This is a genomic window from Streptomyces xanthochromogenes, from assembly GCF_014650455.1.
GTDB lineage: Bacteria > Actinomycetota > Actinomycetes > Streptomycetales > Streptomycetaceae > Streptomyces > Streptomyces xanthochromogenes.
In genome coordinates, this window is the sequence record NZ_BMUZ01000001.1 from 225000 (window position 1) to 244239 (window position 19240).

Sequence of the window (19240 nt, forward strand, 5' to 3'; positions counted from 1 at the left end):
AGATCAGTTGCGTCCGGAGCGGCCCGCCCCCCTCGGGCGTCCTGGCATCCGGACAGATGGAGGATAGCCATCTCTTCGGGGCTCGCCGGAAAAGCCCATGTCGGATTGGCGTGTATCAGCGGGTATCGGCGCCCGTCAGGTGGCGTCGGCGTCGAACGGCGGGCGCTCGCCCGGGTCCAGCTTCTCGCGCTTCTTCAGCAGGTCGGGGGTGGCCGAACCGTTCACCGCGCCGCCCGCCGCGGTCGTGGCGGGGGCCGATTCGCGTCCGTGCACGGCGTCCGCGACCTCCTCCATGTCCTTGCGGAGGTCGAAGCTGTTGCGGATCTCCTTCAGGCCCAGGTCGTCGTTGTCCATCAGCTGCTTGCGGACGAAGTTCTTGGGGTTCAGGTCCTCGAACTCGAAGTCCTTGAACTCGGGACCCAGCTCGGCCCGGATGTCCTGCTTGGCGCTCTCGGAGAAGCTGCGCACCTTGCGGATGATGTTCGACAGGTCCTGGATCAGCTTGGGGAGCTTGTCCGGGCCGAAGATGAGCACGGCGAGGACCACGAGTGTGACCAGCTCCATGGGCCCGATGTCGTTGAACACCCGCTGCTCCTCGTGTTCTCAGTGCTCGCGATCTCGGCGCTTGGTTCTCAGCCCCGCGTCCCGTCATGGACCGCTCCACGGTACCCGGCGAAACTGTCGCCGCGGTACCCGCGGGGTGACCTTTGGACATCGGTACGGGGCCGGTGGTCCGCCGGGCGCGGCCCGGCCCCGTACCGGGGGTCTCAGGAGGCGGAGCCGAGCGTCAGCGTGAGCTCCTGTTCCTTGCCGTCCCGCGTGAGGGCGAGGCGCAGCCGGTCGCCGGGGCGGTGGGCACGGATCTTCACTATCAACTCCTCGGCGCCGTGCACCCGCTGGCCGTCCACCTTGGTGATCACGTCCTGCGGCCTGATGCCCGCCTTGGCGCCGGGGCCGTCCGCGGTGACGGACGGCTTGCCGTCGACCGCCTTGTCGGCCACGCGGGCGCCGTCGCCGGTGAACTTCATGTCGAGCGTGACGCCGATCACCGGGTGGGTGGCCCTGCCGGTGTTGATCAGCTCCTCGGCGACCCGCTTGGCCTGGTTGATCGGTATGGCGAAGCCGAGGCCGATCGAGCCGGCCTGGCCGCCACTGCCCTCCGAGCCACCGCTCCCGGCGGACCTGATCGCGCTGTTGATCCCGATCACGCGGGCCTTGGAGTCGACGAGCGGGCCGCCGGAGTTTCCCGGGTTGATCGGGGCGTCGGTCTGGAGCGCGTCGACGTAGCTGACATCGCTGCCGTCGCCGTCCTCGCCGCCCGCCGTGATCGGGCGCTCCTTGGCGCTGATGATGCCGGACGTGACCGTGTTGGAGAGGTCGAAGGGCGCCCCGATCGCCACCACCGGGTCCCCCACCAGGACGTTGTCGGAGTTGCCGAGCGCGAGCGGCTTCAGCCCCGATACGCCGCTGACCTTCACGACCGCGAGGTCGTACCCGGTGTCGCGGCCGACCACCTGGGCGGCCACGCTCTCGCCGCCGCTGAAGGTCACCGAGATCTTCCCGGAGTCGCCCGCGGCCTTCACGACGTGGTTGTTGGTCAGGATGTGCCCGGCGTTGTCGAGGACGAAGCCGGTGCCGGTACCGGACTCCGCGGCGCCGGTGACATGGATGGTGACCACGCTCGGCAGCGCGCTCGCGGCGATCCCGGCGACGCTGTCCGGCGCCCTGCCCTGCGGCTCCTTGCCGGACTGCGGCAGCCTGACGCTGGTGATCCCGCCGTTGCGCTCGACGTACGCGCCCACGCCGCCGCCGACGCATCCGGCGACCAAGGCGAGCAGCACGGCCCCGGCCAGCAGCGCCCCGCGCCGCCGCTTCCTGGGCACCGGGTCGCCCGCCTTGGTGAACGGCTCCCCCGGGGCGCTCCAGGGGTCGTACTGCAACCACTGGGAAGCAGGGGGCGCCGGAGGCGCCGGAGGCGCGGCGTAGGGGGCCTCGGAGGCGGGCGCCTGGCCGGCGGCGTACGGGGGCTCGGGCGCGGGCGCCTGGCCGGCGGCGTACGGGGGCTGCTGCGGCAGCGCGGTGCCGCCCGGCGGTGTCGGCACGGGTCGCTGCACGGGCGGCGCCGGCGCCCACGGCCCGGGACCGCCGTACGGGGGCGTGCCGTAGGGATCGGGAGCGTGCAGGGGCTGACGCGGGGCCGGGGGTGCGGCGCTCCCGGCCGACTCGGCGGGGATGGGCCGGGTGGCCGGGGGTGCGGGCGAAGCCGGGGCATCGACCGGCTCGGCGGGGCCGGTGGCAGAGGCGGGCCGCGGGGCCCTCGGCCCGGGGGCGCTCGACGGCGGGGCCGGGGCCGGGGGCTCGGGGGTGCTCGGTGGGGAGCCCGGGGACGGGGGCTCGGGGGCCGGACCGCCCGGTATGGACTCCGCCTCGGAAGCGGGAGTATCGGCGGCCGGAGTATCGGAAGCCGAAACTGACGGTGCGTCAGTACTGGCTTCCGGGGCGCCAGGCCGCTCCCGCACGGGGTGGACGGGCTCGGTCGCCCCGGCCGGCGGTGCCAAGTCGTAGGCGTCGGCCGGGGGTTCCGTGGCGCGGGGGCGGTCTGTCTGCGGACGGCTCCACCACTTCGGCTTCGGCCCGGTGGGCTGCTCGTTCATGCTCTCCCCGCAACTGGCTTCCCTGCGTGCTCCGACGAGCACCCCTCCCCGGGATTCAACCAGGTCGCCCGGGGTGGCGGCAGAGCACGGTCAGTGCCGGACGGCCAGCGGAAGCCCAGGGGTGATCGGCGCCGCGAGCTGCTGCGGCGCCCCCGGTGCCACGGAGGGCACGGCGGTGAGCACCCCGGTCGTGAGGTCCGTCGTGGTGAGCGGCAGCGTCGCCACCGCGGGCCGTATGAGCGGCGGCAAGGACGAGCCGTTCAGCCGGCCCGCCGGGAACGCGCCGCCGAGCGGCTGGACCGGGCCGTTCTGCGCGGGCATGGCGTTCAGCGTGCGGGGGCCGGGTGCGGCGGTCGCCATGGGCTGTGCCGACATCGCCGACAGGAAACCGGCCGCCGCGCCACCGCGGCGCCGGTCCTCGGCCGAACTGCCGCTCGGGGCAGGGCTGTTGGACCGCATCGGCACGACATTGCTGCCGGTCCCCGCGGCACGGGCCCCGGACGCCGAGCCCAGCGGGAGCGTGCCGCCGAGCGCGATGGCCGCGAGGGACACGGCACTCGCCGCGGCGAACGCGAATCGGCGGCCGCGCCAGGGCGAGCCCGGGCGGTCCTGCTCAGACCTGCCCACCTCGTGGATGCGGAAGCCGGCGCGCAGCCCGTCGGGCAGAACGGCCGCGTGGGAGCCGACCGGAACGTAGCCGAAACCGCCCGGGCGGGGAACGCGCGGGTCCCCGGAATCGCCGGCCGTGGGGCTCAGCACTCCGGATCCTGCGAAGAACCCGTCGGCTCGGCGTCCCCCGCCCAGCGGTCCCCCGGAGCCGTCGTCGTCGTCTCCGGGGCCGGCCGGTCCGCCGGGCAGGCCCTGGAGCCGGGCGAGGAAACCCTCGGAGGGCGGCGGCGGGGCCGCCTGGGCGAAGACGTTCTTCAGATTGCGCTGGGCGTCGGCCTCCGCCTTGCACTTGGCGCAGGTCGCCAGATGGGACAGGACACGCTCGCGGGCATCGTGGTTCAGCTCGCCGTCGACCAGGGCCGCGAGCCGGTCCCCGAGGTGCTGTTCGGCCGGGGTGGGACTCGAACCACTCACGCCATCCCCTCTCCGGCCACCCCGAGAGCGCCGGGCGCCACCCCCGCCAGCGCGCGCTGCTGCTCGGCGCGGGCTTCGGGCGAACGGTGCTGAAGGGCCTTGCGCAGGTGGGAACGGCCGCGGTGGATCCGGCTGCGGACGGTACCGAGCTTCACCCCGAGCGTGGCGGCGATCTCCTCGTAGGAGAGGCCCTCGATGTCACAGAGGACGACGGCCGCGCGGAACTCGGGCGCGAGGGTGTCCAGCGCCTGCTGGACGTCGGCGTCGAAGTGCGCGTCGTTGAATGCCTGTTGGGGGTTGGGCTCGCGGCTGGGCAGCCGCTCCGCCGCGTCGTCGCCCAGCGCGTCGAAGCGGATGCGCTGACGGCGGCGGACCATGTCCAGGAAGAGGTTGGTGGTGATGCGGTGCAGCCAGCCCTCGAACGTGCCCGGCGTGTACGTCGACAGGGAGCGGAAGACACGGACGAAGACTTCTTGCGTCAGGTCCTCGGCGTCGTGCTGGTTTCCCGTCAAACGGTAGGCGAGGCGGTAGACCCGGCCACTGTGCGTGCTGACGATCTCCTCCCACGTAGGGGGAGTCCACGCCTGGGAATCCGCGTCGGCGAAGGTCGCGGTAGTTGCGGAGCTGGTAGCGCGGGAACGGTCAGCAAAGTTGGTCACGGATTTCGGCTCACCCGCCGACCTGAGAAAGCGCCGCAGCACTCCTCCCCGATCCACAGGCGCAGCCGCACCTCCCCTGTCGGCTCTGGTGGTGTCCAGTGGAGCCCCTACCATAGCCACCTCGCCCGTTAGCTCCGGATAAGAATCTTTACGTGCATTTGGGACCGGCTTCCGGCCCTCTCCCCTGAACCCGTCCATGCGCTCCCCCGCTGTTCCCCTGCCCCCATAACGCGCGGTCCCATCTGCGAGTTCCCGACGCCAACGGATACAGTCACCGTTGCGCCAACCAAGGGGACAGGAGAGGGCCATTACCGCCAACCGGCAGACGAGCTGGGCGTTCGCGGACGCCTTTGTCGCCGAGGACGACGCACTGCGCTGGGCCCGCGACCGGTCCCGGGACGCGGGCCTGCGTTCGGTGTCCCCGGGGACAGGCGCCGCGCTGCGGCTGCTCGCTGCCACGGCGGACGCGAAGGCGGTCGCGGAGATCGGCACCGGCACCGGCGTCTCCGGCATCTACCTGCTGCAAGGACTGCGCCCGGACGGCGTGCTGACCACCGTCGACCCGGAGCCGGACCGCCAGCAGTTCGCCAAACAGGCCTTCCGCGCGGCGGGTTTCGCCGCCAACCGGGCCCGGTTCATCCCCGGGCGCGCGCTGGACGTCCTGCCCCGGCTCGCGGACGGCGGGTACGACCTGGTGTTCTGCGACGGCGACCCGCTGGAGTCGCTCGACGTGCTCGCTGAATCGTTGCGCCTGCTGCGGCCCGGCGGAATCGTCTGCTTCGAGGGCGTCTTCGCCGACGGCCGCACCGTGGATTCGGCGGCCCAGCCGGCCGAGGTGCTGCGGCTGCGCGAACTGCTGCGCGCGGTGCGCGAGAGCACCGAGCTCCTGGCCTCGCTGCTGCCGGTCGGCGACGGACTGCTCTGCGCGGTCCGCCGCGGCTGAGCGCCCCGCGGCGTACCCCTACCTACGACACCGCCCCGGTTCGGCACACATGCTCGTGTGTGCCGAACCGGGGCGGTGAAGAGTCTGGGTCGTGCCGCTAACTCAGCCGACGACCTTCTTCAAGGCGTCGCCGAGGGCGTCGGCCTCGTCCGGAGTCAGCTCGACGACAAGCCGACCGCCGCCTTCGAGCGGAACGCGCATGACAATGCCCCGCCCCTCCTTGGTCACCTCGAGCGGGCCGTCGCCCGTCCGCGGCTTCATGGCCGCCATGCTCGTTCCCCTTCCTGAAACCAGCTCATCGTCAGCCGACGGCCCCCGGGATTGGGCACGCGTCACGGCATCGAACACATTGCTTCCAGGTCATTATCCCGCATGGCAGGACCCGATGACCAACATCGGTCCGCATCGCTTGGGCAACGCGCTCTATCAAAACCACTCAATTCGGCGATCCGCCTGCGATACTTCGCCGCCGCGGGTTCCCGACGGTAGCCGGATTGTTAGACGCAGGTCACATGCCCAGCGCTCGTGATCTCCGCCATGCTGAGCGGATACGACGACCGAGAAGCATCCGCGACGGAGGGGATCCCACCATGGCCGACACCGTGCTGTACGAGGTGAGCGACGGGCTCGCGACGATCACGATCAACCGGCCCGAGGCCATGAACGCCATGAACACCGAGGCCAAGGTCGCGCTCCGCGAGGCCGTGCGGGCCGCCGCCTCGGACGCCGCGGTACGGGCCGTGCTGCTGACCGCGACCGGCCGGGCGTTCTGCGTCGGGCAGGACCTGAAGGAGCACGTGGCCTCGCTGACCGCGGACCGCGAGGCGGGCACCGGGCAGACCATGAGCACCGTGCGCGAGCACTACAACCCGATCCTGACGGCGCTCACCGGGATGCCCAAGCCCGTGGTGGCCGGCGTCAACGGCGTGGCGGCGGGCGCCGGACTCGGCTTCGCGTTGGCCGCGGACTACCGGGTGGTCGCGGACACCGCGGCGTTCAACACCTCGTTCGCCGGGGTGGCCCTGACCGCCGACTCGGGCGTCTCGTGGACGCTGCCCCGGCTGATCGGCCAGTCCCGCGCCGCCGATCTGCTGCTGTTCCCGCGCTCCATCTCCGCATCGGAGGCGTACGAGATCGGCCTGGTCAACAAGGTCGTACCGGCCGCCGAGCTGGCCGAAGCGGCCCTCGCGGTGGCCCGCACCCTGGCCGAGGGCCCGACCGTGGCGTACGGGGCCCTGAAGGCCTCCCTGGCCCATGGCGCGGGACACACGCTGGCCGAGACGCTGGAGAAGGAGGACGAACTCCAGGCGAAGGCGGGCGCGTCCGAGGACCACGCCATCGCGGTGGCCGCGTTCCTCGCCAAGGAGAAGCCGAAGTACGTCGGGCGCTGAGCCGACCGGCCGAGAGGGGCGGTGCTCAGGCGCCGCCCCGCGCCACACAGTCCACGAGGTGGTCGTCGACCAGCCCGCAGGCCTGCATCAGGGCGTACGCCGTCGTCGGCCCGACGAAGCGCAGGCCGCGCTTCTTGAGGGCCTTGGACAGGGCCGTCGACTCGTCGGTGACGGCCGGGACCTCGGAGAGGGTGCGGGGGGCCGGGCGGGTGGCCGGGTCCGGCGCGTACGACCAGATGAACTCGTCGAGCTCGCCGGGCGCCCAGTCGGCCAGGACCTGCGCGTTGGCCACGGTCGCCTCGATCTTGAGGCGGTTGCGGATGATGCCCGCGTCGCCGAGCAGGCGCTCCTTGTCGGCCTCCGTGAACTCCGCCACCGCCGCGATCTCGAACCCCGCGAAGGCCTGCCGGAAGCCCTCGCGGCGGCGCAGGATCGTGATCCAGGAGAGACCTGACTGGAAGGCCTCCAGGCAGAGCCGCTCGTACAGCGCGTCGTCGCCGTGGACCGGGCGGCCCCACTCGGTGTCGTGGTAGGCCACGTAGTCCTCGGTGGAAAGACCCCAGGGGCAGCGCGGGCGCCCGTCGGGGCCGGGGATCGCGTCACTCATCGCCGGGGCTCCTCCTCGGTCGGCTCGGCCCGGTGAGGGGGCGTCACCAGGTCCTGGCCGGAACCCGGGAGCGTGCCCTCGCGAGCGCCGGGCCCGGGCTGTGCTGCGGCGGCCGGGCCGGACTGCGGTGTCCGCCGGTCGTGGACCGCCGGGCGCGCCGCCGACTGGAGCTCGGCGATCCGGGCGTCCCGCTCGGCGAGCTCGGCGCCGAGGCGGCTCAGGACGTCGTCGACGTCCGCCATCCGGTAGCCCCGCAGCACCACCGGGATGCGCAGCGCCTCCACGTCGGCCCGGGCCACCGGGCGGTGCTCGGGCAGCGGGTCCACCAGGTGCTCCGGCTCGGCGTCGGGCAGCACGGCCGCCTCGTCGCCGCCGCCGCCCACCACGGCGAGGGTCACTGCGGTGACCACGACGACCATCGCGATCAGCAAGAACCAGAACACGAGCGAGCCTTCCCGACGCCGGAAACTGTCGGGTCCGATCGTGCCATGCGGCACTGACAGTTAGGGTCGCAGGCGAACAACGGCCGGACCCACAGCAAAGGACCAACAGGGGATGCACAGCGGAACGGACCGCGGCACGCTGCGGCTTGGCCGGCGCGAATTCACCGCGTACGAACCGGTGATCATGGCCATCGTGAACCGGACCCCCGACTCCTTCTACGACCAGGGCGCGACCTTCCTGGACGAGCCCGCGCTCGCCCGCGTGGAGCAGGCGGTGGCCGAGGGCGCGGCCATCATCGACATCGGCGGGGTCAAGGCGGGCCCCGGCGAGGAGGTCACCGCCGAGGAGGAGGCGCGGCGCACGGTCGGGTTCGTGGCCGAGGTCCGCCGGCGCTTCCCCGAGGTCGTCATCAGCGTGGACACCTGGCGGCACGACGTGGCCGCGGCGGTCTGCGAGGCCGGCGCGGACGTCCTGAACGACGCCTGGGGCGGCTTCGACCCGAAGCTCGCCGAGGTCGCCGCGCGGTACGGGGCCGGTCTCGTCTGCACCCACGCCGGCGAGGTGGAGCCGCGCACCCGGCCGCACCGGATCGCGTACGACGACGTCATGGCGGACATCCTGCGGGTCACGCTCGGCCTGGCCGAGCGGGCCGTCGAGCTGGGCGTGCGACCGGACGGGATCATGATCGACCCGGGCCATGACTTCGGGAAGAACACCCGGCACAGCCTAGAGGCGACCCGGCGTCTGGAGGAGATGTCCGACACGGGGTGGCCGGTCCTCGTCTCGCTGTCCAACAAGGACTTCGTGGGCGAGACGCTCGACCGCCCGGTGAAGGAACGGGTGATCGGGACGCTCGCGACGACGGCGGTGTCCGCCTGGCTCGGCGCCCGGGTGTACCGCGTCCACGAGGTGGCGGAGACCCGGCAGGTCCTGGACATGGTGGCCTCGATCGCGGGCCACCGTCCCCCGGCGGTGGCCCGCCGGGGGCTCGCCTAGGGCGCGTTCAGCGCCCGGTCTCCTTGGTGACCAGGGCGACCGCCTCGTCCACGTCGTCGGTGACGTGGAAGAGCAGGAGGTCGCCCTCGGAGGCCTTGCCCTGGCCGACCACGGTGTTGCGCAGCCAGTCCACGAGGCCGCCCCAGTACTCGGTGCCGAACAGGACGATCGGGAACCGGGTGACCTTGCGCGTCTGCACCAGGGTGAGCGCCTCGAACAGCTCGTCCAGGGTGCCGAGTCCGCCCGGCAGCACCACGAAGCCCTGGGCGTACTTGACGAACATGGTCTTGCGCACGAAGAAGTAGCGGAAGTTGATCCCGATGTCGACGTGCGGGTTGAGCCCCTGCTCGAAGGGGAGCTCGATGCCGAGGCCGACGGAGATGCCGTTGCCCTCCCGCGCTCCCCTGTTGGCGGCCTCCATCGCGCCCGGACCGCCGCCGGTGATCACCGCGAAGCCCGCGTCGACCAGGGCCCGGCCGATCCGCACGCCGGCCTCGTAGTCGGGCGAGCCGGCCGGGGTGCGGGCCGAGCCGAACACGCTGATGGCGCTGGGCAGTTCGGCCAGCGCGCCGAAGCCCTCGACGAACTCGGACTGGATGCGCATGACCCGCCAGGGGTCGGTGTGGACCCACTGGGAGTCGCCCTCGGAGTCGAGGAGACGCTGATCGGTCGTGCCGGCCTGGACCTGGTCGCGGCGGCGCAGCACCGGTCCGAGCCGCTGTTCGAGCCGCTGCTCCGCCGGAAACGGGCTTCCCTCGGGGTTGGCCATGCCGTGCTCCCTCCGCTGACGATGTTGCGCGTGCTCAGCCAGGGTAGGTCGGCGAACATGACGAATGGCGGAATTCCGGCAGGCCACACCGCTACCGACGGCTGGAAAGAAGGGCCCGCCCGGCGTGCGCGGGCCCTCGGGAGCGGGCTCAGTCGGTCAGCCAGGCCCGCAGGCGCTGCTCGCACCGGGTGATCCGCTCGACGACGACGTGCTCGTCCCGCTTGTGCGCCAGGAGCGCGTCGCCCGGCCCGTAGTTGACCGCGGGGATGCCGAGGTCGCCGAAGCGCGCGACGTCGGTCCAGCCGAACTTGGGCCGCGCGGTGCCGCCCACCGCCGCCATGAACGCGGCCGCGGCCGGGTGCGAGAGCCCGGGCAGCGCGGCCCCCGAGTGGTCGTCGACGACGAACTCGGCGATGTCGCAGTCCGCGAAGACCTCGCGGACGTGGGCGAGCGCCTGCTCGCCGCTGAGGTCCGGCGCGTAGCGGTAGTTGACGACGACCGTGCAGGCGTCCGGGATCACGTTGCCTGCCACGCCCCCCTCGATCCGTACCGCGTTGAGGCCCTCGTGGTACTCCAGGCCGTCGATCACCGGGCGGCGCGGCTCGTAGGCGGCCAGCTTCGCGAGGATGGGGGCGGCCTTGTGGATGGCGTTGGAGCCCATCCAGCTGCGGGCGGAGTGGGCGCGCTCGCCGCTGGTCCTCAGAAGCACCCGCAGGGTGCCCTGGCAGCCGCCCTCGACCTCGGTGTCGGAGGGTTCGAGCAGCACCGCGAAGTCACCGGCCAGCCACTCGGGGCGGGCCTCGGCGATCTTGCCCAGGCCGTTGAGGTGGGCGGCGACCTCCTCGTTGTCGTAGAACACGAAGGTGAGGTCCCGGTTGGGCTCGGTCACCGTCTGCGCGATGCGCAGCTGCACCGCCACGCCCGACTTCATGTCGCTCGTCCCGCAGCCCCACAGCACGCCGTCCTCGTCGAGGCGGGAGGGCACGTTGTCGGCGATCGGCACGGTGTCGATGTGCCCGGCCAGGATGATCCGTTCGGCCCGGCCCAGGTCCGTGCGCGCCACCACGTTGTTGCCGTGCCGGGCGACGGTGAGGTGGGCCAGCTTGCGCAGCTCGCGCTCGATGGCGTCGGCCAGCGACTTCTCGTCGCCGCTGACCGAGGCGAAGTCGACGAGCCGGGCGGTCAGCATGGGTGCGTCCGCGGTGAGATCCAGGGTGGTTTGGGCCATGCGTCCGACCCTAACGCCAAGGCCGGGGGGCCTTCGCGCTCCAGTACGGTGGGCTCCGTGTCCGAGCTCAGCGACCTCCCGCGCCCCTCCCGACGCGGCCGCCTCCTACGTGTCGGAGCGGCCGTCGCCGTGCTGCTCGCGCTCGCGGGCTATCTGGTGGTGCAGTACGTGAGCGGGGGGCCCGGGGCGCCCAGATGTGTGGCCGGGGCGGGCGGCGGACAGGGTGCCACCTTCAGGATGAGCCCCGAGCAGGCGCGGAACGCGGCGACGATCACGGCCGTCGGGCTCGCCCACGGAATGCCGGAACGGGCCGTGACGATCGCGCTGGCCACCGCGCTCCAGGAGTCGGGCCTGCGCAACCTCGACCACGGCGACCGGGACTCGCTCGGCCTCTTCCAGCAGCGGCCCTCGATGGGCTGGGGCAGCGCCGAGCAGATCATGGACCCGGTCTACTCGGCGGGGAAGTTCTACCAGCACCTCGCCGAGGTGCCCGGCTACTCGCGGCTTCCGCTGACCGTGGCCGCGCAGAAGGTGCAGCGCAGCGGCTTCCCGCAGGCGTACGCGAAGCACGAGCCGGACGCCGCGGTGCTCACGGCCGCGCTGACCGGCCGCCAGGCGGCGTCGCTGACCTGCACGGTGGCCGAGAACGTGCGGCCCGGCGACCCCGCCGAGGTGCGACAGGACCTGACGAAGGCGTTCGGCGAGGGCGTGGTGCCGGCCCGGCAGCCGGCCGGGGCGGGCAAGGACGTGGCCGTGCCGGTACGGGTCACCGAGAGCGCGGCCGCCGCCGGCACCGGCCTGGAGCAGCGCGGCTGGTCCCTGGCGCACTGGGCGGTGGCCCAGGCGGAGGCGTTGCACATCGCCCGGGTCAGTTACGCGGGCCGGGTCTGGAGCGCGGACGCATCGGCCCGGGGCTGGACCGCCGCGTCGGCCGACGCCTCCGTGTCCCCCGGCCCGGGGACCGCCGTGGGCGCCCCCGCCGACGGCACGCAAGAGGTCCGGATCACCCTCGCGCCCTAGATCGGCCCCGCATCACACCCCGGTCACGCGTTCGGTCCGGCACTCGACCGAAGTACCGGCGCATCGCCGGTTCCGGGTTTCGCACCCGCGTCCGGTCGCCGTTCGGAAGAACCGTCAATTCCCTTGCGCACAAAGGGATCTGACGCCTCATCAACTCTCAGATCGATGAATCAATTGCCCGCTTTTATCCAGAGTAGATAATGCGACGCATTGGGAACTCTTTACCCGGGGCCACCGCAACCTCTCCTCCCCTCACGGCGGTTGTCACTGCGTCCGAACGCCGGACAGCGACACATTTCCAACCCGTCTGAAGGAGCATCATGTCCCTCCCCCTGACCCGTCGGATCGCCCGCGCCGCGCTGCTCATCGCGGCAGGTGCAGCGCCCGTGGTCGGTGCGGCCGGCTCCGCAAGCGCCGTGGACGTCCCCCAGGTCGCCCCGAACCTCAGCGGCCTGACCCAGATGGACCCGAGCTCGGTCAGCAACGCCGTGGACGGGGTGACCCAGAAGACCACCGGCATGGCCGGCAACACCGGCGCCGAGGCCGTCAAGAAGGCCGTGCCGGCCGCGGGCAAGACGGTCGGCCAGACCGGCAAGGTGGCGACCCCGGCCGCGCAGAAGGCGGCCGGCGACGCGGCGGGCAGCGCGGGCGACATCCTCGGCTCGGCCGCCAAGACCGCCACCCAGAGCGGCCTGCCGGGCGGCAACCTGCCCACCCGGGGCGTGCCGAGCACCGACCAGCTCCCCCTGAAGGGCCTGCCCCTCGGCTGACCGGGACGCCGGTGATGCGAAGGGGCCCGGGGAGTCACACTCCCCGGGCCCCTTCGCATGCGTGCGGTGCGCGCGTGTCGCCCTTGTCGGCGTACGGCCCGTACGTCCGGCCGCTACGGGGCCAGGCGCTTCACGGCCGCCTCCACGCGCTCGTCGGTCGCGGTGAACGCGACCCGCACGAACCGCTCGCCGGCCTCGCCGTAGAAGTCGCCGGGCGCCACCAGGATGCCGAGCCCGGCGAGATGGGCCACCGTCTCCCAGCAGCCCTCGTCGCGGGTCGCCCACAGGTACAGGCTGGCCTCGCTGTGCTCGATGCGGAAGCCGTGCCCCTCAAGGGCCTCGCGCAGCGCCGCGCGCCGCGCCGCGTACCTGGCCCGCTGCTCCCGCACATGGACGTCGTCGCCCAGGGCCGCGACGGTGGCCGCCTGTACGGGCGCGGCGGTCATCATGCCGCCGTGCTTGCGGATCTGGAGCAGCTCGCCGAGCACCTCGGCGTCACCGGCGGCGAAGGCGGACCGGTAGCCCGCCAGGTTGGAGCGCTTGGACAGCGAGTGGACGGCCACGATGCCCTCGTAGCTCCCGCCGCACACGTCGGGGTGCAGCACCGAGACGGGCTCGGCCTCCCAGCCCAGCTCCAGGTAGCACTCGTCGGAGAAGACGAGCACGCCGTGCTCGCGGGCCCACGCCACGATGCGGACGAGCTCGTCCTTGGCCAGCACCCGGCCGGTCGGGTTGGAGGGCGAGTTGAGCCAGAGCAGCTTCAGGCGGGTCGGGTCCAGCTCCGTCGGATCGTCGTAGACGACCGCCTCGGCACCGCACAGCCGCGCGCCGACCTCGTACGTCGGGTACGCGAGCCGCGGGTAGGCGACCTGGTCGCCGGCGCCGAGGCCGAGCTGGGTCGGCAGCCAGGCCACCAGCTCCTTGGAGCCGACCACCGGCAGGATGTTGGTGTGCTCGACCGAGCGCGCGCCCAGACGCTTCTCCAGCCATCCCTTGATCGCGTCCCGCAGTGCGGGCGTGCCCCACACCGTGGGATAGCCCGGCGAGTCCGCGGCACCGCTCAGGGCCTCCTGGACGAGCGCGGGGACCGGGTCGACGGGCGTGCCGACGGAGAGGTCCACGATGCCGTCCGGGTGGGCCGCGGCCGTCGCCTTGTACGGCTCCAGCTTGTCCCAGGGGAAGACGGGAAGGCGTGAGGAGACTGCGCTCACGGGAGTGCTCACTTTCTCGTACGTACGGTGCTGTGCGAGCCGCGCCGGGAAACACCGCGGCCCCGTACGGCAGCTGCGCCGTACGGGGACCGGGGAAGCGCGATCAGCCGTTCTGCGGCGGCAGCGCTGCGATGAAGGGGTGGTCCCGCTCGATCAGGCCGAGCTTGGAGGCGCCACCGGGCGAGCCGAGCTCGTCGAAGAACTCCACGTTCGCCTTGTAGTAGTCCTTCCACTCGTCCGGGGTGTCGTCCTCGTAGAAGATCGCCTCGACCGGGCACACCGGCTCGCAGGCGCCACAGTCGACGCATTCATCCGGGTGGATGTACAAGGACCGGGAGCCCTCGTAGATGCAGTCGACCGGGCACTCTTCGATACACGCCTTGTCCTTGACGTCGACACAAGGCTGCGCGATGACGTAGGTCACGCTGTCGTTCCTCCTCGATAGGGCGCGGCGGGCCGATCTGCGGCTCCGTCCACGTGGCGCGCGGGAGCGCGGCGTCGTCGATGCCCGCACCTAGTATCTCCGGTTCGGGGCACGATCCGAACAGGAGGGGCGGAGAGACCTGTGGAATTCACCACCGGCGGACGGCTTGAGGTCCGAATTACGGCGTCCGATACGGGCAAACGCGTATCAGTCCGGCGCCTGAGCTCCAGCGGAACTCCAGGCTCCCGCTTCACGGACACGGTCGGCGTGCTCACCTCGTGGGACAACGGTGTGTTGTCGATCACACGAAAGAGCGGTGAGACGGTGCTCGTCGACGAGACCGCGCTCGTCGCCGGCAAGGTCGTCCCGGCCGCCCCGGCCCGTCGCCGCGGTCCGGCCGCCTCCTTCGCCGAACTCGCGCCGGTGCTCGCGCGCGCCTGGCAGCCCGTGGAGAGCGAGCCGCTCGGCGGATGGACGCTACGGGCCGCGGCCGGCTTCACCCGCCGGGCCAACTCGGCCCTCCCCCTCGGCGACCCCGGCCTGCCCCTGCCGGACGCCCTCGCCCGGGTACGCGACTGGTACGCGGCCCGGGGCCTGCCCGCCTACGTCCAGACCGCCACGGGTGCCGAAGGAACCCAGGAGGTGCTCTGCGCGGACCTCGAACGGGCGGGCTGGCAGCGGGAGGTGAGCGCGGAGGTGCGGATCGCGGCCCTCGCCCCGATCGGCGACGTGGCCGCCGACGTGTCCCCGGTGCACCTGGAGCGCGGTGTCGACGAGGCGTGGCTGAGCCGCTACCAGCGCTCCGTGGACCCGGGCGAGCAGGTCCTGAAGGTCCTGGGCAGCGGGCCCTCCGTGTGGTTCGCCTCGGTCCCCGGCGAGGGGGCCGTGCCGGCGGCGATCGGCCGGTGCGTGGTGGACGGGCGCTGGGCCGGGTTCATGGCGGTCGAGGTCGACCCGGCTCGGCGCCGGAGCGGCCTCGCGACGGCCGTGATGGCGGCCCTCGCCCGCCGGGCCCTGGACGAGGGCGCGTCGGCGGCCTGGCTCCAGGTGGAGGCGGACAACGAGGGTGCCCGCGCGCTCTACGACGGCCTGGGCTTCACGACGCACCACGGCTACCACCACTTCCGCGCCCCCTCCGGCCCCGACGCCGACGCCGGCTGACCGGTTACGAGGCCGACATGGATCCGGAAGTCACCGACTGGCGGCGGGAGTTCGCCGAAGAGGCCCGCTCCGAGCGCCCCGACACGGGGAGGCTCTGCCTGCTGCTGGGCGCGGTCGCCGACCCCGCGCTCGGCCAACGGGGCATCGACGCGGCGCAGATCGAACTGGACCGGCTGGCCGGGCTGCTCCCCTACGGCCTTACGGACGCCCGCTCCTGGGCCGAGGCCATGGCCGAACTCCTCGGCACGGCCTGCGGGTTCCGGGGCGGCGCGGCCGACTACCAGCGCCTGGAGTCGTCCCTGCTGCCCGAGGTGCTGCGGCGCCGGCGCGGGCTGCCCATCCTGTTGTCGGTGGTGTGGATCGAGGTGGCCCGGCGGGCCGGGGCGCCGGTGTACGGGGTGGCCCTGCCGGGCCACTTCGTGGTGGGGTTCGGCCCGCGCGAGGACCGGGTCCTCGTCGACCCGTTCGACGGGGGACGGCTGCTGAGCGGCGCGGACACGGAGCTGCTCGTGGCCGGGGCGACGGGGGCGGGCCTCGACGAGTCGATGCTGAGCCCGGCCGCGCCGCTGGAGACCGTGCTGCGCGTCCTGAACAACATCCGCGCCTGGGCCGCGGCCCGCCCGGAGCAGAGCGCCGTCGCCCTGTGGGCGGTGGACCTCTCCCTGCTGCTCCCCTCGCACCCGGCCGCGCTGCGCCTGGAGCGCGCGGAACTCCTCGTCCGGCGGGGCGAGTTCGTCACCGGGGCGGCGGAGCTTGCCGCCTATGCGGCGGTACTCGACCCGGTGGATCCGGCTGCGGCGGCCGCGGTCCGCCGCAGGGCCTTCGCGGCACGGGCCATGCTCAACTGACCCCACCTCCGCCCCGCCCGGGCCCCGGGGGCGATGGATGCCTGGCCCGCCCCGGGCCCCGGGGCCGATGGGTGCCCCTGGACCCCGGGGGCGATTGAGATGCCCGGGCCATCCCGGACCCGCGGTGTCCGCGCCCCCAACCCCCTGCCGCCCTCGCACCGTGCGTGGCCGGTCGCGCAGTTCCCCGCGCCCCCAACCCCCTGCCGCCCTCGCACCGTGCGTGGCCGGTCGCGCAGTTCCCCGCGCCCCCAACCCCGTTCACGGCTGCGGACCGTGGTCGCTTCTCGCGCCGTTCCTCGCGCCCCTGAAAGACTCGGTGCTGGGGCACCTACAGCCCGTCCGGCGATTGAGGACGAGCGCCGTTCAGGCGCGAACGGGGGTGCAGGGGGCGGAGCCCCCGCAGGGGTCTGGGGCGCAGCCCCAGGGACCGGAACCCAACCAACCCCGAGCAACGGGCGGGCGGGTGGGCAAACCCCCCGGGGTCCGGGGCGCAGCCCCAGGGAGCCGGAACCCAGCCAACCCCGGGCAACGGGCGGGCGGGCAAACCCCCCGGCCCGGGCGGAGCCAGGGCGTACATTCGGCCAATCCCACGCGGCCGGGGGAAACGGCTGCCGGCGCGGCGGGCAACGGTCACAATCTGTGGGCGCGGCCTCAACAGGGCGTACCACACGCCCCGTTGAGGCAGCCACAGCCATGCCACCGACCTCGCCGGGAGTCACCGTGCCACGCCTCAGACCCATAGCCGCCCGCCTCGCCCCCGCCCTCCTCCTGCCCCTCCTCGCCCTCGGGACGGCGGCCCCCGCCGGGGCCGACACCGGCCAGGCCGACCTGGCCGTTTCGCTCGACGCCTCCCCGAAGGGCCTCGGCATCTACGCCGCCACGTTCACCGCGAGCGTCACCAACTCCGGCCCCTCGGCCGTCAGCGCCGCACGGGTGTGGTTCAGCTATCCGGCCGGGTTCACGGCCCCCTCCGCGTCCGGCTGCACGATCGACAAGACGAACCGGACCGCCGTGTGCGCGCTCGGCGCGATCCCGTCCGGCGCCACCGTCACGAAGAAGCTGACGCTGCACGCCGGCCTCCTGACGGCGAGCGGCAACCTCCCGGTCACCGCCGCCCTGGTCGACCTGACCCCCGCCGACCCGGACCCGGGCAACAACGCGGCCGTCCACGTGTGTTCGGCGCTGACCCTGCTGCTGGTGAGCTGCTGAGAGCACCCCGGCCGGTGGGCGCACCCCACCGGCCCTTCTCGGCCCCCTACAGCCAGCCCTTCTCACGGGCGATGCGGACCGCCTCCGCACGGTTGCGGGCGGCCAGTTTCTGGATGGCCATGGAGAGGTAGTTGCGGACCGTGCCCTGCGAGAGGGACAGCGCCGTGGCCAGTTCCGCGTTGGTCGCCCCGCCCTGAGCCGCGCGCAGCACATCGCGTTCGCGGTCGGTCAGGGGGTTCGCCCCCTCGGCCAGGGCGGCCGCGGCGAGCGTCGGGTCGATGACCCGCTCCCCCGCCAGCACCTTCCGTACCGCCGTGGCGAGTTGGGCCGCCGGGGCGTCCTTGACGAGGAAGGCGTCCGCGCCCGACTCCATGGCGCTGCGCAGATAGCCCGGCCGTCCGAAGGTCGTCAGGATGACGATCTTGACGGCCGGCAGCTCGCGGTGCAGCTCGGCCGCCGCCTCGATGCCCGTACGGCCCGGCATCTCGATGTCGAGCAGGGCCACGTCCACGTCGTGCGCCCGGGCCGCGTCCAGGACCTCGTCGCCCCGGGCGGCCTGTGCGACCACCCGCATGTCCGGCTCCAGGCCGAGGAGCGCGGCGAGGGCCTCACGGACCATGGACTGGTCTTCGGCCAGGAGAAGTCGGATCATGGGCCGGATACTAGAGGGGTTTCGGACGTGTCCGGAATCAACGGAATCCGGGCGGTGAGGGTGAAGCCCTTGCGTCCCGCGTCCGTCTCCAGGACACCGGACACCTTCTCCAGGCGCTCCCTGAGCCCGGTGAGCCCGTGGCCCGGGACCGGCGCCGACGCGCCGGGACGGGGCTTGCCGTCGTCCCGGACGCGCAGTTCGAGGAACCGTCCGTCCAGGGTCTGGCTGGCGTCGAGCGTGATCGCGCAGTGCCGGGCGCCGCTGTGGCGTACGACGTTGGTGGCGGCCTCGCGCAGTACCCAGGCGAGCACCTCCTCCGCCGCGGCGGGAAGCCCCTCGGGTGCCTCGGTCGGCACGTCCGCCCGGATGCCCGCGGCGTTCAACACCGTACGGGCGCCCGCGAGTTCGGCGGGCAGTGTGACGCGGCGGTAGCCGCTCACCGCGGCCCGTACGTCGGCCAGGGCCTGACGGCCGACCCGTTCGATGTCGGCCACTTCCCTGGCCGCCTGCTCGGGGCGGTCCGGCAGCATCCGCCCGGCGAGCTCGCTCTTGAGCGTGATGAGCGAGAGGGAGTGGCCGAGCAGGTCGTGCAGATCGCGTGCCATCCTCAACCGCTCCTCGTTGGTGGCGAGTTGGGCCACGGTGGCCCTGGCCTCGCGGAGCTCCACCGAGGTGCGGATCAGATGGCGTACGCCGGTCATCGCGAAGCCGCCTAGCAGGGCGGGGATGGCGAGGCCCGGCACGACGTCGCCGACATGGGTGACGCGCGTACCGATCGCCGTCATCGCGGCGGTCGTCACGAGGATCGCCCAGGTCGCGAGGCCCGGCGAGAGCGTGGCCCCGCACGAGACGGACACGTAGACGAAGAGCACCAGCCACGGGGCGCCCAGGGCCAGGGAGAGCGTGAGGGCCACCGCCGCCAGGAGGCCGAGGAGACTGTAGACCGTCGCGGTGGCCATCGGGCGCGCGGTGTGCCGCAGCACCAGGGCCAGGTAGACGGTCACGAAGCCGGCGAGGCCGAACCAGCCGAGGGCGGTGGCCACGGTGGTGTGGTTGCCGTCCAGCAGATCGCCGATCGGGGCGCTCATGAAGGCCAGCCAGATGCCGACCCACATCAGCTTCTGGAGCATCTGGCGGCGCGTCTCGGGGCTCAGCCCGATCCGCACCGCCG

General features: G+C 73.0%; 21 protein-coding genes. 8 read left to right on the plus strand and 13 right to left on the minus strand.

What is annotated here, in order from left to right:
- Positions 1–135: 135 nt before the first annotated feature.
- The 4 genes from IE267_RS01000 to sigE all read right to left on the minus strand — a co-directional run bounded on the left by IE267_RS01000 (position 136) and on the right by sigE (position 4510).
- The gene (locus IE267_RS01000; protein WP_161251577.1) at positions 136–585 is read right to left on the minus strand and encodes a sec-independent translocase; all 450 of its coding nucleotides are present in this window, start codon (positions 583–585) and stop codon (positions 136–138) included.
- A gap of 182 nt (positions 586–767) precedes the next feature.
- Entirely contained in the window at positions 768–2654 is a 1887-nt protein-coding gene (locus IE267_RS01005) for a trypsin-like peptidase domain-containing protein (protein WP_189761887.1), read from the minus strand.
- Positions 2655–2744: 90 nt separating this feature from the next.
- A complete protein-coding gene (locus IE267_RS01010) occupies positions 2745–3737 on the minus strand; it encodes an anti-sigma factor family protein (protein ID WP_189761888.1) in 993 nt (330 codons plus the stop codon).
- The gene (gene sigE, locus IE267_RS01015; protein WP_189761889.1) at positions 3734–4510 is read right to left on the minus strand and encodes an RNA polymerase sigma factor SigE; all 777 of its coding nucleotides are present in this window, start codon (positions 4508–4510) and stop codon (positions 3734–3736) included. Before sigE ends, IE267_RS01010 begins: the two co-directional genes overlap by 4 nt.
- A gap of 163 nt (positions 4511–4673) precedes the next feature.
- Between sigE and IE267_RS01020 the strand changes: the two genes are divergently transcribed.
- Positions 4674–5339, plus strand: a complete 666-nt coding sequence (locus IE267_RS01020) for an O-methyltransferase (RefSeq protein WP_161251571.1) — start codon at positions 4674–4676, stop codon at positions 5337–5339.
- Between the two features lie 102 nt (positions 5340–5441).
- On the opposite strand, the gene IE267_RS01025 is transcribed toward IE267_RS01020, so the two are convergent.
- Positions 5442–5609 carry a DUF3117 domain-containing protein gene (locus tag IE267_RS01025; protein WP_003966491.1) on the minus strand — a complete coding sequence of 56 codons (168 nt, stop codon included), beginning with the start codon at positions 5607–5609 and terminating at the stop codon, positions 5442–5444.
- A gap of 320 nt (positions 5610–5929) precedes the next feature.
- On the opposite strand from IE267_RS01025, the gene chcB reads away from it, so the two are divergent.
- Complete coding sequence (chcB, locus tag IE267_RS01030; protein ID WP_161251569.1) at positions 5930–6730, plus strand: 2-cyclohexenylcarbonyl CoA isomerase; 801 nt, start codon at positions 5930–5932, stop codon at positions 6728–6730.
- 25 nt (positions 6731–6755) lie between these two features.
- On the opposite strand, the gene IE267_RS01035 is transcribed toward chcB, so the two are convergent.
- Positions 6756–7337 (minus strand): DNA-3-methyladenine glycosylase I, encoded by a 582-nt coding sequence (locus IE267_RS01035; protein WP_161251567.1) that lies wholly within the window; start codon positions 7335–7337, stop codon positions 6756–6758.
- A complete protein-coding gene (locus tag IE267_RS39365) occupies positions 7334–7756 on the minus strand; it encodes a hypothetical protein (RefSeq protein ID WP_373304455.1) in 423 nt (140 codons plus the stop codon). The genes IE267_RS01035 and IE267_RS39365 overlap by 4 nt, the downstream gene beginning before the upstream one ends.
- Positions 7757–7892: 136 nt before the next feature.
- On the opposite strand from IE267_RS39365, the gene folP reads away from it, so the two are divergent.
- Complete coding sequence (gene folP, locus IE267_RS01045) at positions 7893–8777, plus strand: dihydropteroate synthase (RefSeq protein WP_161251566.1); 885 nt, start codon at positions 7893–7895, stop codon at positions 8775–8777.
- 7 nt (positions 8778–8784) lie between these two features.
- Here folP and IE267_RS01050 read toward each other — a convergent pair whose 3' ends face one another.
- Both IE267_RS01050 and dapE read right to left on the minus strand, forming a co-directional pair.
- A complete protein-coding gene (locus IE267_RS01050; protein ID WP_161251564.1) occupies positions 8785–9546 on the minus strand; it encodes an LOG family protein in 762 nt (253 codons plus the stop codon).
- Between the two features lie 148 nt (positions 9547–9694).
- Positions 9695–10774: a succinyl-diaminopimelate desuccinylase gene (gene dapE, locus IE267_RS01055; protein ID WP_189761890.1), complete on the minus strand. Its 1080-nt coding sequence runs from the start codon at positions 10772–10774 to the stop codon at positions 9695–9697.
- Between the two features lie 48 nt (positions 10775–10822).
- Here dapE and IE267_RS01060 point away from each other — a divergent pair, with 48 nt between their 5' ends.
- Positions 10823–11794 carry a hypothetical protein gene (locus IE267_RS01060; protein WP_189761891.1) on the plus strand — a complete coding sequence of 324 codons (972 nt, stop codon included), beginning with the start codon at positions 10823–10825 and terminating at the stop codon, positions 11792–11794.
- Between the two features lie 320 nt (positions 11795–12114).
- On the plus strand, positions 12115–12564 hold the full coding sequence (locus tag IE267_RS01065; RefSeq protein WP_167157192.1) for an ATP-binding protein: 450 nt from the start codon (positions 12115–12117) through the stop codon (positions 12562–12564).
- Between the two features lie 113 nt (positions 12565–12677).
- On the opposite strand, the gene dapC is transcribed toward IE267_RS01065, so the two are convergent.
- Complete coding sequence (gene dapC, locus IE267_RS01070; protein WP_189761892.1) at positions 12678–13775, minus strand: succinyldiaminopimelate transaminase; 1098 nt, start codon at positions 13773–13775, stop codon at positions 12678–12680.
- 103 nt (positions 13776–13878) lie between these two features.
- A complete protein-coding gene (gene fdxA, locus IE267_RS01075) occupies positions 13879–14199 on the minus strand; it encodes a ferredoxin (protein ID WP_018845645.1) in 321 nt (106 codons plus the stop codon).
- Between the two features lie 141 nt (positions 14200–14340).
- Between fdxA and IE267_RS01080 the strand changes: the two genes are divergently transcribed.
- The 3 genes from IE267_RS01080 to IE267_RS01090 all read left to right on the plus strand — a co-directional run bounded on the left by IE267_RS01080 (position 14341) and on the right by IE267_RS01090 (position 17417).
- The gene (locus IE267_RS01080) at positions 14341–15360 is read left to right on the plus strand and encodes a GNAT family N-acetyltransferase (protein WP_167157197.1); all 1020 of its coding nucleotides are present in this window, start codon (positions 14341–14343) and stop codon (positions 15358–15360) included.
- Between the two features lie 17 nt (positions 15361–15377).
- Positions 15378–16208: a transglutaminase-like and tetratricopeptide repeat-containing protein gene (locus tag IE267_RS01085; RefSeq protein ID WP_167157199.1), complete on the plus strand. Its 831-nt coding sequence runs from the start codon at positions 15378–15380 to the stop codon at positions 16206–16208.
- A gap of 720 nt (positions 16209–16928) precedes the next feature.
- Positions 16929–17417 (plus strand): DUF11 domain-containing protein, encoded by a 489-nt coding sequence (locus tag IE267_RS01090; RefSeq protein ID WP_167157201.1) that lies wholly within the window; start codon positions 16929–16931, stop codon positions 17415–17417.
- A gap of 46 nt (positions 17418–17463) precedes the next feature.
- On the opposite strand, the gene IE267_RS01095 is transcribed toward IE267_RS01090, so the two are convergent.
- Both IE267_RS01095 and IE267_RS01100 read right to left on the minus strand, forming a co-directional pair.
- Positions 17464–18069 carry a response regulator transcription factor gene (locus IE267_RS01095; protein WP_202518802.1) on the minus strand — a complete coding sequence of 202 codons (606 nt, stop codon included), beginning with the start codon at positions 18067–18069 and terminating at the stop codon, positions 17464–17466.
- Positions 18066–19199, minus strand: coding sequence for a sensor histidine kinase (locus IE267_RS01100; RefSeq protein ID WP_229860632.1), 1134 nt, complete (start codon positions 19197–19199; stop codon positions 18066–18068). Before IE267_RS01100 ends, IE267_RS01095 begins: the two co-directional genes overlap by 4 nt.
- Between the last annotated feature and the right edge of the window lie 41 nt (positions 19200–19240).